This window comes from Paraburkholderia dilworthii (genome assembly GCF_000472525.1).
Taxonomy (GTDB): Bacteria; Pseudomonadota; Gammaproteobacteria; order Burkholderiales; family Burkholderiaceae; genus Paraburkholderia; species Paraburkholderia dilworthii.
This window is the reverse complement of sequence record NZ_AWZT01000012.1, coordinates 118,425-131,034: the sequence shown is the minus strand read 5'-3', so window position 1 is coordinate 131,034 and position 12,610 is coordinate 118,425. Positions and strand designations below refer to the sequence as shown.

Annotated in this window: 11 protein-coding genes; 1 reads left to right on the top strand and 10 read right to left on the bottom strand. The window is 56.4% G+C overall.

Annotated features, from left to right (window positions below; genetic code table 11):
* Positions 1-28: 28 nt before the first annotated feature.
* From F759_RS40845 to F759_RS44045, 4 genes are read right to left on the bottom strand one after another with little or no spacing between them, the layout of a single operon-like run.
* Positions 29-556, bottom strand: a complete 528-nt coding sequence (locus F759_RS40845; protein ID WP_084534258.1) for a TniQ family protein — start codon at positions 554-556, stop codon at positions 29-31.
* The gene (locus F759_RS0113630; protein ID WP_027800348.1) at positions 534-1,403 is read right to left on the bottom strand and encodes a TniB family NTP-binding protein; all 870 of its coding nucleotides are present in this window, start codon (positions 1,401-1,403) and stop codon (positions 534-536) included. Before F759_RS0113630 ends, F759_RS40845 begins: the two co-directional genes overlap by 23 nt.
* Before the next feature lie 59 nt (positions 1,404-1,462).
* A complete protein-coding gene (locus F759_RS37715; RefSeq protein WP_084534257.1) occupies positions 1,463-2,326 on the bottom strand; it encodes a Mu transposase C-terminal domain-containing protein in 864 nt (287 codons plus the stop codon).
* Positions 2,277-2,639, bottom strand: a complete 363-nt coding sequence (locus F759_RS44045) for a hypothetical protein (protein ID WP_084534256.1) — start codon at positions 2,637-2,639, stop codon at positions 2,277-2,279. The genes F759_RS37715 and F759_RS44045 overlap by 50 nt, the downstream gene beginning before the upstream one ends.
* A 209-nt stretch (positions 2,640-2,848) precedes the next feature.
* On the opposite strand from F759_RS44045, the gene F759_RS0113615 reads away from it, so the two are divergent.
* Positions 2,849-4,032 (top strand): IS3 family transposase gene (locus F759_RS0113615; RefSeq protein ID WP_152530633.1). Its coding sequence is split into 2 segments (ribosomal slippage): positions 2,849-3,116 and positions 3,116-4,032, totalling 1,185 coding nucleotides; the frame shifts between segments, so codons are not numbered across the junction.
* 763 nt (positions 4,033-4,795) lie between these two features.
* Here F759_RS0113615 and F759_RS0113610 read toward each other — a convergent pair.
* The 6 genes from F759_RS0113610 to F759_RS0113585 form a co-directional block, all read right to left on the bottom strand.
* Positions 4,796-5,521, bottom strand: a complete 726-nt coding sequence (locus tag F759_RS0113610; RefSeq protein ID WP_036024311.1) for a hypothetical protein — start codon at positions 5,519-5,521, stop codon at positions 4,796-4,798.
* A gap of 653 nt (positions 5,522-6,174) precedes the next feature.
* On the bottom strand, positions 6,175-7,056 hold the full coding sequence (locus F759_RS0113605; protein ID WP_152530632.1) for a hypothetical protein: 882 nt from the start codon (positions 7,054-7,056) through the stop codon (positions 6,175-6,177).
* Positions 7,057-7,695: 639 nt separating this feature from the next.
* Entirely contained in the window at positions 7,696-8,763 is a 1,068-nt protein-coding gene (locus F759_RS0113600) for a methyltransferase (protein ID WP_084534255.1), read from the bottom strand.
* A complete protein-coding gene (locus F759_RS37710; RefSeq protein WP_152530631.1) occupies positions 8,750-9,691 on the bottom strand; it encodes a hypothetical protein in 942 nt (313 codons plus the stop codon). The genes F759_RS0113600 and F759_RS37710 overlap by 14 nt, the downstream gene beginning before the upstream one ends.
* 3 nt (positions 9,692-9,694) lie before the next feature.
* Positions 9,695-11,572 carry an ORC-CDC6 family AAA ATPase gene (locus F759_RS0113590; RefSeq protein ID WP_209440485.1) on the bottom strand — a complete coding sequence of 626 codons (1,878 nt, stop codon included), beginning with the start codon at positions 11,570-11,572 and terminating at the stop codon, positions 9,695-9,697.
* Positions 11,545-12,447 (bottom strand): phosphoribosyltransferase-like protein, encoded by a 903-nt coding sequence (locus F759_RS0113585; protein ID WP_027800341.1) that lies wholly within the window; start codon positions 12,445-12,447, stop codon positions 11,545-11,547. Before F759_RS0113585 ends, F759_RS0113590 begins: the two co-directional genes overlap by 28 nt.
* Positions 12,448-12,610: the final 163 nt, after the last annotated feature.

Here is a 12,610-nt window from a genome sequence, read left to right as displayed (position 1 = left end):
CTAGGAATTCAAAATTTGGGCTGTCAAGCTAGCGCAGGTGGCCGGCACCCCGCGACAGGCATTTTTTGCGGTAACGGCTGATCGCACGATGCGCGGCATCGAGGTGATTCGATAGCCGGAATACGGACGCTGGCACCGTTTCCAAAAGCCAGTGGTGTACCCTACAAAATTCGGCTGTCGGATCAAGCCACTCACGTTTCCAGCGAGGCGCCGACACGTCCGCGTCATTTAGCACAAAGCATCTGAAGCAGTACGGCACGCAGCGGCGATCGGTGAGCCAGCCCGGTGGCGTCTGTATGCGGCTCAACCTGTCGTCATCAAGACGCGCGAGCGTTGCAAATGCTTCCAACGCTGAATGCGAAATCGCCGGGAAAAGTATCCAGCCCGCAGTTCCCAGCACAGGCATCTCCTCTGAAACGCTGATTTCCCACAATGTCCCGACGCTGAGCTGATAGCGCGCCGCAACCCTGCCTAGCCAGCTTCCGAAAGCCTCCTCATAAAATGGCCTTGGAGCGACCGGCCACGGGGCCGAGTTACTGCGTGATCCGGCAGACATGCTCAAGGTGTGTTATGTCGATCAATTCGTCGCCGTTGCGAATCGCTAGCTCCGCGGCGTTGTTCAGCAGCGCAGATATTTCGCCGGTTAATCCCCCACTCGCGCTCAAGACAAACTGAACGATCTCGCGTCGCGCGAGATCCGACGGCTTGCGCAGCGGCAACACCCGTTCAAATGCGGCGAGCAGCCGCCGTAGACCGTCGCTTTCGCGCCAGCGGGGGATCTCAAATGGGGTATAACGGCTGATCATCTGGGCATCGGTCTGAAGTGCCAATACTGCGTCGCGTGTTCCGACCAAGACCATGCTGATCTGTAGGTCATTGGCGAGGAACTTGAGAAGATTCAGGGACGCACGCTGTTCCCGATAGCTGCCCGCGAGCAGATGGTGGATCTCATCGACAACAAGCATGCGTGGCGATACCCGCCTGAGAATGTCACGAGCTAGCCGCTCCAGGGACGCCAGACCAGCCGCGGCATTGTGCGGAGCGCCTAGCTCGAAAAGAAGGCCCGAATAAAAACGATGCTGGTCTGGCGTCGGCGGCATCTGCATGGAAACGACCGAACAGCGTTCTACCCCAGTCCTGTCGTCAAATTCGTTGGGATGCGAGCGCCGGAATTTCGCGGTGATTTTGGTCTTGCCGATATTTGAGTCGCCATGCAGGAGCAGGCATGGCATCCGATCGCGACGAGGGGTTTCGTACAGACGCTCAAGTTGCTGCAACGCTTGCGTGGCGAGCGGGTAGTCAATCCATCGATCGCGGAGAAGCGCAACAATGCGTTCGTCGTCCCCCAACTCGGCCTGCTTTCTGGCGGTCGGCAACAGATGTCCGAGCGTGACATTTTTCATGTTCTACCTCACCATTGCTCGACATCAAAAGCCTGAACGGGTGCATCGTAATTGACCGTCTAGACGTCGTGCTCCGACGTCTCACTCCTGAATTGCACGACTCTTTCGAGCACCTCATCCAATGGGACATACTTTTTACGCGATCGCCGACGTGCTCGAGCCGTCGCCCGCCTGGCGTTAGCAATCACGTGCCGCTGCTCTTCTACGGTGCGGAAAATTAGCGCCTCAGAGATGGTGCGCTGTCCTTCCGACCGGATCGCCTTTAGCGCGGTTCGCTGTTCGAAAAGCGAAATCGCCGGCCGCCGCATATCCGCATACCGGACTTCGAGGTAGTCACGGGTACCGGCGGTCACGAACACGCGTGAGAGATCCTCCGGATGGTATCGAATGGTGACCGTGCGCCGGGACTCGCGCCATGCAACGAATATCGGATGCCAGTAACGAATATGGAAAAGCGTCAGTCCATACGCCTGGATGGTCCTCGACGCCGCAGGCAAGAAACGGATCAGGAACTGCAACTCAGCGTCCCTGGCCCCCGACAATTGCCGCGAGTCAGAACTCCGGCCGAGCATTCTCCACATGTCGGCTGGCGTTGCGCCAAGCAGCCCCCGATGTGCCGCATGGTGGTATCGTCTGGCGACTTCAATCGCGAGCCATTGCTCAAACTCACGCAGCGTTAGTGCGGCCGTCTTTTCGGACTTTCGCGCTTTGCGACCTTTCGGGGACGATCCGGTCGCCCCCGGCAGGCCTCGCACCCGTTCCATGAGAGTCCGGTTCAGGCGCTCTATATGGCCACCGAAATGGGGACGTCCCACAGGTCGATACATGAGGTCGATGCCGTATTCGCGGCACCCACTGCGAAGCGCCCTGCTTTTAAACTCGGCAGCGTTGTCGAGATGCAGAACTTTCGGAATTCCACGCATCGGCGCAATCCGCGTCCGCCTCTATCTTCGCAAGCCAAGGCTCCTTGCATAGTGCCGCTCTGGTCAGGAGCAATCCCACCGTTGCCGCCCCCGGACGATCCATGCTGACGTAGAAACTCAACACGCACCTCGTCGCCACGTCCAGCGCGATGGTCAGCCAGGGACGGCCGATCACCCGTCTGTCGTACTCGCTCACCAGCAGCACATCCGCTTGTGTGTGGTCGACCTGAACGATCTCCAGGGGGTACTTGGCAACAAGCGACCCGGGCGCTTTGAGCGCGTCAGGCAACGCCGCGCGCTTCAAAGCGTCCAACTCGCGATGCCTCGCCCATCGCCGCCCAATGGTCGTTCGGCTTGGCAGTTGCAGTCCCGCGAGTGCACATCTGCGTCGAACCTCCAGCACAAGATCCGTTGCAGGATGGGCCAGCTGTCGCTGCTTAGGGAGCGAGACATGCACTATGAGCTTGCCCCCGAAAAACGAATCCCTTGCTGAGCAGGTAAACTCAAGCAAGGAGAAGAACGATGACAAGCAAGGCAAAGCGAGCGCAGTACACGCTCGAGTTCAAGCTGGAAGCGGTGCGGCTGGTCAAGGCCGGGCAAAGCATGGCAGCGGTGGCGGCGACACTGGGCGTGGTTGAACAGACGCTGTACAACTGGGTGAAGGCTGACCGGGAAGGCAAGCTGGCGGGCGCAGGCACGAAGCCTGTGAGCCCGGAACAGATGGAGCTGGCGCGGCTGCGTGCCGAAGTAGCTCGCCTGAAGATGGAGCGCGATATTTTAAAAAAAGCCGCCGCGTACTTCGCCAGGGAGTCGATGTGAAGTACGCATTCATTGAGCGTAATCGACGCCACTGGCCAGTCTCGGTGCTATCTGAAGTGCTGGAAGTCAGTCCCAGCGGATATCATCAGCGCCAGCGACGCAGCGTACAGGACAAGCCTCACCGAAGCCGCGTGAGTAACGATGCATTGCTCGCAAACATCAAGGCCATTCACACACAGGTCAAGGGCGAATACGGCTGGCCGCGCATGTGGAAGGAACTGCTCGCACGTGGTGTACGCGTGGGCAAGGAGCGGGTTCGCAAGCTGATGGCGCAGCACGGCATTCGAGCCCGCCACAAGCGCAAGTACATCGCGACGACAAACTCGAACCACGATTTGCCGGTTGCGCCAAATCTGCTGGAGCGCAATTTCACTGCCACAGCGCCTAACCAGACCTGGACAACCGACATCACGTATCTGGCGACGGCCGAGGGCTGGGTGTACCTCGCGGTCATCATCGACCTGTTCAGTCGGCAGGTGGTTGGCTGGTCGATGCAGCCGCACATGAAGGCCGAACTGGTCACGGACGCATTGCGCATGGCGTGGTTCCGGCGACGCCCTGACTCCGGCGTAATCGTGCATAGCGACAGGGGTAGCCAGTATTGCAGCGGCCTGTTTCAGGACACGTTGAAGGCCTATGGCATGCGTTCGTCGATGAGCCGACGCGGCGATTGTTGGGATAATGCGCCGACCGAAAGTCTGTGGGGTTCGCTGAAGGTCGCACGTATGCATGGAAGACATTTCGCCACGCGGCGTGCCGCGATGGATGAGGTAATTGACTGGCTGGGTTTTTACAATGCATGCCGGTTACACTCGACGCTCAATTACGTCAGCCCCATGACGTTCGAAAAGAACTGGGTCGCAGCTCAGAGAGGCGAAGCCGCATAATTCACCCAGCTATGGGATTCGTCAAACGAGGGCAAGGTCACTACTTCGTCGATCACCTTATCGACGTCGTCCCCCAACCGACCGCCGCCAATCGATGGGCCTCGGCGATGCGGAGCGACGGAACTCGCTACAGGATCGGTTAAAAATCTCCGGCGCAGACGATACACCGTTGTCCAATGCACGCCGAGCAGGCGCCCGGCGAGAACGGCCAGTTCTCGTGAAAGCGGTCCCCGCCCCAATGGCCGAAGCACTGATGCCACTTTCGCAGCACGGTCGTTCGTCACGCTCGCATCCGCCATCGCAGCCCCTCATCGACTTCCGTTGAACGCATTTAGCGGAATTAAAGGACACGTCGACCCGCTAGCAAAATTAACGGACAAACGGACGTGCATCCGTTGCCGGAACGCAACGCGTTAAAAGGACGAATTTCGCCGCTAAGGCCTGCTGAGCATGGCTCGCGGACCTTTGTTCCGCTAGCGCAAGATGTGGACGTGGCTAGCAGAATTAACGAACATCAACAAACGGTTCGTCTTTCCACCACTGCTGGCCGGCAGCGACGCGACAGTGCACCGGGTCGTCGAACGCCTGCGAGAAGACCACGCCTGGATCGAATTGCAATGGTTGGACATCGAAGCCCAGCTTGAGACACGGCGGACCGCGCCTCTAGACGTACAAGGGGTGGCGTCAGGATTCGGACGGCTACGCACGTTGGCTCTCCTGTCACACTCCGATGCATCCTGTCTGCATTGGAAAGAGTCGCGCTTTAGTTCCATGCGACAGCACGAATGTACACTTCGGGTTTCTCAGTGTCCGCTTGACCGAGGACATTGAATAGGCGCAGGAACGACTCAGCCTCAGTTGAACGGATATCGATTTTTCCAGTTAAATGCCGTGCAACCTTGCAGCCCGCATTCGCGATCAGCGGCACAACGTTGAACATCACTCTGGAGGGGCTGAGTCGAGCGGCGCTCGCGTACTCGCCAAACCGATCCGCCCTCAGATATTTCCTTACTGCATCGGCTGTTTCCGCTTTCACAGCAGCTTCTTTAGCGGGCATAAGCAGAAGCGACTCAAGATCGTTCCACGAGAGGTAGACATCGAAAGTATCGCCGCCGTTATCTTCAACGGGAAAATCTACAAACACATAATGCTCGAACTCGCCAAGTTTCTCTGTTTCATGTGCATAGTAATTGTAGACAGTACGAATCTTATGGGCGTGATTGTGGTGGCGGGCGTTCCGCAGAACTAGCATTGTGGCAAGCTCCGGAGTCGCGTACCACGCCGGCTCGCTTTGCAAGCCCGCTTTTGACATAGCGTCATATAGACTATGGAACGCGTTCAGAACTCCCGTTAGAGCGCTTTCGACGTTGCCAGCGGCTTCCGCCCTATCGACGCGTAGCAACCCTCCGCGTTCTGCACTGAAATTGGCCTCAAGCAGGATCCGCAACGATTGCGCTAGATCCTCGAATGAATGACTCAGCGGCGACATAACGCTCTTGCCCTCATGGATGTTCGATCAGTCCGTTGATCTTTCTCTTCGCGGTTTGCGTCACCCGCTTGCAGTTCTGTCATGAACAGGATCATGGGTTTGGCACCACGATCTCGAGTTCGGAGTATTTTGTGATTTCAGCTGCAAAGGCTGACGGCAGTCGCTCTTTATGAACGTCCCCTGTTGCGAATTCGTGCTCGAGATATACGTCTTGTAGCCGCGTCCGAGGAAGCGGACCCGCCAAACCGAGCAGAGTTCGAAGGTGCCGGACGTTCTCGGCGTATGGTACGACGAACGGATACGGAACGCCTGGACGAAAGTTTGCCCAAGTGAGATCCACTCGATTTTCGTCGTCATCGTAATGGCGCGAGACAAGGTGCTCAGTCTCGGGCTTTTGACGCACTCGCCAGCGCGCCGCAAGAACAACTGCTTCCCGATCACCAGTGTTTGTTATAACGAGTCGGCCCTCTGTCGGAAGGATCGGTTGAACGAATGGAAATCTGTGCACGTCCAAGACGACCCTAGCCGTCGGCTTGCGACCCCGACTCGAAAGATGAAGCGAAACGATGACTGCACCGCACGTGCCGAGTGCGGAAAGAATTTGCGCAACATCAACAACGATATCCCAAGCGTCCTTAGTCTTTTTTTTCTTCCTACACCGCCGCTTGACTGTTTCCTTCATCGCGAGCATGGGCATTGGTCGCTGCGTCTTCTATTGAGAAGTATATGGCCCCCCCTTGCCCAAGTAGCGGTTTGCTCTGCGCCAATACGGGCATAAACTCTTTCGAAAAGTCCGAAAGATGCTTTTCGCTCTTTTCCTCGAACTCATGCCATAGACGGTTCAATTCAAGCTCTTGCGCGAGGTTTTCCAGCACACGGGTCGGGTCATTGGTCTGCCCCGAACGTCGAAGGGCAGCGCTAATCGCGGCTCGGGATCTGTCCGTTCGCTCTATTGGAATTCCGCCATCTCGATCGTGAAGCGCGGCCTCCTGGAACATTCCAGTTAGCCAGGCTGCCTGCGATAAAACACCAACGCCACCGCGGCCTTGCAGATGCTGGCGAATGCGCTGATACACCGCAATTTCGAACGCAAACGCGTTGATTAAACCTCTATGCGGCATTGCAACATATACGTTACCTCGTCCGATCCGGCGGAGATCCCGTTGTCCTTCCGTTTCCCTTATAAGCTCAGGCGGCATGGGCACTCGAGTCAGCGTGTCGAGAATGTCGTACTGAAGGGATGCAGTCAAAAGCTGGGCTACCTCTGTCAATATTTCCAGCGCAACGCCGCCGGGTTCGCGTTCCGGTGGATCGACAACATCGAAGCCAATCGCCTTCACAGTCTGGCGCGGCCGATTCAGCTTCGCAAATGCGCATACTCTGCTGACCGGTGGCGACAGCGCGCTAGGCTTCCCAATCGTTGCAATGGCGTCAAGCTGGTCAAGCGCCTTGATCACTGCTGGCGATCTATAGTTAGTACGCCCGCCTTTCGCTTCGAACAGATGCCATTCGCCACGGCGATCAATGATTAGCAAGTCTGGCACCTTCTCACTTTTGACAGTCAGTTTACGGCCCGCGGCAACAGTCTTCGTAGATCTTGTGGCAATCAGCGAGGCCGGAGTGACGAAAGCTGCCGAGGTGAAAATCGCTTGATGCAATGCCTTACACGGCAGCCGGTCCGCGGGTAGCTAGCGATCGGCTGCTATTCGCGCAGCGATCTGTCCCATGTAATAGGACACAGTGCTCCATTCTGACGACTCGACGTAGCGAGAAAAATTCTGCGGCCTAATCTGGCCGTTCGAAATGTCAAACATGCTTAGCACCCATTCCACCCGTGCACTCAAGAACGCGCTCAGTGCGGTCCGCTCCGGCCCTCCCATGAGCAGCGTTGATGGCCAATCTTTTTTAGGTCCATAACCCGTTTCGAACGCGGCGCGTGCAAGTTCATGACGCGATACCTTAGATCGCAAGTTCAGTGTGTGTAACCTGTCGAACGGACTCTTTCTGACTGGAGTGAAGTCCCCCGGAAACTTTGATGCAACCTTCGCGGCTCTCTTTGGAAGCCAGTAGCTGAAGTGACTCGTCAATGGATTTCCTTTTTGTTATTTTCGACCTCTCAACAGCATGCCCGCAATGCATGCGTGACGGGAGCGGTATCATCCTGGCAACTCAAGCTAGCCTTGTGCAGTGTTCAAAACGGTTCCTGACCACGCAGTCAAACGGTCCACGGTGACATATCGCGCCCCCGTACCCCGATAGAGACCAACAAGTGTTGCGTACTCTTTGTGAATAATCCGGGCTCCTCTCTCGGCGATGCTTGCGCTTTGACACTGCAAAGCAAGAACGCAGTCGGAGAGTTGCACCTCCGAGTCGGCAAACCATGCGCAAATGTTTTCTTTTTTTGGTACCCCGACACGTGGCAATAAAATCATGTGGCCGATGGAAATCCCACGCGTGAACGGTCGAACCTTGGGGAGCGACGAAATCGCGGCCCCCCTAACAAGATGCTTGATATCAGTCGAGTGGATGAAGGGCAATCCGCGACTTGCCGGAACGGCTTCGAAACAAGGTAGCCCGCCCCGCACAATCGTGCTTCTAATACCAGAATGCTTTACGTTCTCGGCGGGTGTTCCCGAACGTTGACTCTTTCGTTTGGTCATTGCTACCAGCAGGGAGTTTGCCCTCGCCCCACGGAACGTCGAACTCTTGAACTGGGAAACAACTTGCACGTCATAGAGCGATTCCACCACTGCTCGTCCCTGCCTATCCATGTCGGCGAACATAGTTGACTCCGGGAGAATCGCAACTACCCGTTTGGGTTTCGAATGTTCGATCGTCGTAATGACGTGAGCCATTGCCAAGCTCCCTCGAATCGTCTTTTCGTCAAGCGCGATGTCAACACCCTTGGCCTGACCCATGCTGAACGGTGGATTGAGCACGGCGACGTCGACGCTCCTATTTAACTTCGAATGCACTTTCTCCCACGTTACCCGGGCGAGAGAGTCACCGCGAATGAGCGTCCAATGGGGTCGCGCTTTTTTTAGATGTGAAATCGCGCTTCCGTCCAAATCGATGCCAGCGCAGTGGACGGCGGGGAACCATCTTTCAACGGCATCGAGAAGCGCACCTCTGCCGCAATGACTGTCGAGGACTGACTTCAATCTCGAACCTCTGAGAGTTTGTGCGACAACATCTGCAACATGTCCCGGCGAGTAGTAAGCATCCGTATCAGATGTAAGCATGGCGCGGCTTTATGCAATAAATGTGAGTGGGACCGACACCCGTTGTACGCTTTCCCTTTCTGATTGGATGGTCGTAGATGATCTCAGTATCTCGCGGATGGTCAAGCGCGTACCAGACCGCACCGAGCGCATGGGGTTTTGTACCCGTAGGCGCAATGTGTAGAAAGCAGCCCGGATTGTCTCGGTGGATCTCAAACAGCGCCGAATATGCTTCAAACGGGCAACTAGCGCGCGCATACCGGATATGCTCATAGGCTCGCGCTTCGCTAAGAAATTCGTTGTTCGTGGATATCGTGATCTGAGGATAATCGGTCTTGAACCCCGGTAGACCAACGACCGGCATGACCTGTGGCTGTGGATCAAAATCCAGCGCGATGTGTTTCGGCCGCGCACTTTCGAAGCCGAGGAACGGAACGAGCACACTCTTCACATGACGATCGGGCCCTGCGAGGTTTGCCATACCTGGAAGTGGGGAGACCCCGCCAAACGTTGCGGTAAGATCAAAGAGACTCGATGACGACGGGCTCTCATGCTCCTTGTAAGCACCAGGCTCTGTGTAGATAAAATAGATCGAATCGAAGTCCGGCAAAAACACCCGCAGCAGTGCAGCCCAGACGCTATGGTTGAGGCCGGTTATGTCGACATAGACTACGCTACGATTAAAAATCCTCTTAAGGCCCTCGTTATCCGAAAGCCCCACTGATGCGTCGGTCCCAGCCAACCTATAGGACATCGCTGTATCTTGCTGTTCAACAATCTGAACACATTGTGCCGGGCGTTTCTCGAGCATTTCGCGCCAAATGGCTTGCTGCAGTCTGTGTTCCTCGCTGAAGGCTCCGAAAACATAGAAGGCGTCCTCACCTAGAAGGTCTTCCTTCAGTGCCGGCACTGTCTGGGTATGGCCGTCATGCGCGATGTAACGATTCATCAATCAACCCTCATAGAAATCGGTAAACATCGCGAGCTGAGCCGGAAGCTCATCGGTCGGTGCGGGGTTCCCAGTGTTCAGCATCTCCGACAATGCCGCGGATGGGCGGGTGGAAAGTTTTAACAAGCTACTGGCCCGGAAAGTGACCCGACGCTTCCGTCGATGCGAATACTCAAAGAATGCGCAAAAGATGGGGTGGAGGCGATATTCGTCGTCCTTCATCTCGAGTTCAGATGTTGGCTTCGTTTTAGCGGTTACCTCAAATGCGAGGTTCGCCACACCGTCATCAAGGATCGGCTGGATCATTGCGCGCGAAGCGGAATCCCCCGTTACCACGAACGAATTCTGTTCCGGCGCTCTTCCAATCGGATCGCGAGCGAACTCGAAGAACGTCTTGCCGATCGCAAGTACAAGACGCTTGATTTCCACTCCGCGCTCGCTGAGTCCTTCAAGTTGAGCAAGTCGACGTTTCCCGACGAGGCGCGCCGATTCAGTCTGCGCACGAGCGTACAAAACCAATGGCGTTTCGCCGTCCCATCCAAGTCCGAGCTGACTCTGGATGGCTTCGTCAATGAGCTCCAAAAAGAACCGAATGTTGCCGGATGCGAGCGCCAGATAGGTGCCGACTCCGGCGTAATATTTCCGAATTCGGGCCCCCTTGCGTCCCTTCGACAACCAGAACAGGCTCGACACGCCGTGGTTGCCAATTCTGGTTTCCCATTCAGACGGTTTCGCCATCCAATTCTTCGCCAACTCGAGCAAAGGCTCCCCGGAGCTTTCGTGCCAGTATTGAAGGAAATATGATCTTGTGTCTGGGAGCGACGCAAACCAGTCGCGCACTTCCGCTGGCGCATCCCCAAGTCCGTGTTCAGCCAGGGCTGCCACACGCGCACATCCCAGCCCCTTTGCCTCCTCCTCAAACGACATGTCCGGCAGTAAATCGGCAAGCGACTCGGGGACCGGAACGCCGCGCTTTTTCGCGCTCGACAGCCGTTGATTCGCCACAGTCTCAGCAAACGTGTCAAATCGCTCCTCCGCGATGTCGATGATGGCGAAGTCATCGGGAGTAGAGAGCTGATCTCCTTCGTCGAGCGTATGATGGGTCTTAAGGCCGCCCCGACGCATACCGACCTTATACGACAGTGGCGGCTCTGAATGCTTGATATACGCGTTGAGCATCGACTGCTGTTCCATCGCCAAATTTTCGTACTCGTCAATGCAGCAGAAAAGCAGCTTTTCCTTCAGGTATCCCGCGTCAGCCAGGACTGAAGCAAAAGCTTTGAGCGGAGCATCGCTCGAGGAAAGGACAGGTGGAGTTGTGCGACCACCATTGTTAACGTACAACTCTAGCCCCGCCAAAGCCGACGTGAGAGCCGCCTGAAGAGCTCGAGGGTCGCTCACGTCGGACAGTCCGAACGTTGCTGCTACCGCGTGGACTGTGATCGGTGTACCCGATGGACGATCACGCTCGAGCCAGCTTGAGAGCTGGCAAAGTTCGATACAAGTGAGAATGTTGAAGTAGTGGGCGAACGCGCGCTGCCGATCAGGCGGACAGAGTTCGGTGATCGAAAATGCACGCACCCGATTCTTGTTGATCCGGACATAGATTCCATAGTGCGGCAAGCCATCTGAACCGAAGTCAGATGCTTGGGACCGCGCATAGGCAGCGTCAAAGCGAAGCGATCGCAATGCCGTCGTCTTTCCGGTCCCCCGCCCTCCGACCAGAAAGCTAGGTCTTGGGTGTACCAGCTTTTCGGTGTACGGCGGAGGCGTGAACAGTGCTGCGAAGTCCGGTTGCGACCATTCAGCGCGATAGTCGCCAAACAAATGCTGGACAACTTCTTTATTCGAGCTCATACGCGTCGCACCAATGGTGTCCATTGATCTGGTCCAACAGCCCAGAAGATTGGGAGAGTGGAATCGGGAGTGGAATGCTCGAACGCAACGAGAAGACCCGCCTCCGCATGTCCATACATGCGTGTACGTTGACCTTCAAGATACTGTGGCACACCAAGCCGAGAGGAGTATTTCTGGAGCAGACTCACGATGGCTGCCGGAATATCACCCAGATCAGGCTTCAGCGCACTGCGCGGAACGCCCGTGATAGTGTCCGCAGATTCGAGGACGTGAGCCGCGACCACCTTCAGACCGGCTAGATCCGCACGTAGCCTGTCCAACCCTGCACGCGTCGCAACCAAGCTCGCGTAAATAACGTGCAAACCAGTCGTGGCCTCAAGGTCCGCGAACGAATACGGTTGCTGGTTCAGATAGTCACGCTTCCACGTCGCCGCGATCTGGTTTCCGGATCCAAGGATGTCGTCCAGAAAGACTACGAGACGCCCCTCCCTCGCCTGCTCAAGGGCGCGCTTCGGATCCATGAAACGATCGTCGGCGATTCTGGCGGTCTGACGCAGTTTTCGGCAAAAGAGATTTCCCGAGTCGGTAACGTTCGGATCTTCACCTTCGACGCTCGTGAAAACGGCCCGGTCCAGCGTTGCCTGCGCCCTTTCCACGCCCATACGTGAGATGAGGCCGTCTCGAAGTTGACGGTAAAGAGACATCAACATCTGATCGACCGCACTGCTCGCGAAGTACGTAAAGTGGTCAAGAAGCACTGCGGCCGCAACCTGATCTTCTGTCTCGAAATTGTTGAGCCATGCCCGCGGCCGTACTATTGGTTGCCGGCACCACAGTCCCGAAGCCACCAGCGCCGAGCACTTCTCGACTACGGTGTCAATATATTGATCGGATCTCATACCTTCCAGATTTAGTCGCCGATATTCGCTACTGTTTGATACGAACTGCCTTCCGCGTCAGCCCGCGTTCGACTGCTTTCCCCGCCGCAATTGTAAGCGGTCTAACCAGACTTGAACTCCCTTCAATTTGACTCTAGGCGTGCCGACTCCGCTGCGAGCATTC

Coding starts and splice junctions, on each gene's coding strand:
- F759_RS0113590 (WP_209440485.1), bottom strand. CDS start 11,572: ATGGACACCATTGGTGCGACGCGTATGAGCTCGAATAAAGAAGTTGTC.
- F759_RS40845 (WP_084534258.1), bottom strand. CDS start 556: ATGTCTGCCGGATCACGCAGTAACTCGGCCCCGTGGCCGGTCGCTCCA.
- F759_RS37710 (WP_152530631.1), bottom strand. CDS start 9,691: ATGAATCGTTACATCGCGCATGACGGCCATACCCAGACAGTGCCGGCA.
- F759_RS0113630 (WP_027800348.1), bottom strand. CDS start 1,403: ATGAAAAATGTCACGCTCGGACATCTGTTGCCGACCGCCAGAAAGCAG.
- F759_RS0113610 (WP_036024311.1), bottom strand. CDS start 5,521: ATGTCGCCGCTGAGTCATTCATTCGAGGATCTAGCGCAATCGTTGCGG.
- F759_RS0113585 (WP_027800341.1), bottom strand. CDS start 12,447: ATGAGATCCGATCAATATATTGACACCGTAGTCGAGAAGTGCTCGGCG.
- F759_RS0113600 (WP_084534255.1), bottom strand. CDS start 8,763: ATGCTTACATCTGATACGGATGCTTACTACTCGCCGGGACATGTTGCA.
- F759_RS37715 (WP_084534257.1), bottom strand. CDS start 2,326: ATGCGTGGAATTCCGAAAGTTCTGCATCTCGACAACGCTGCCGAGTTT.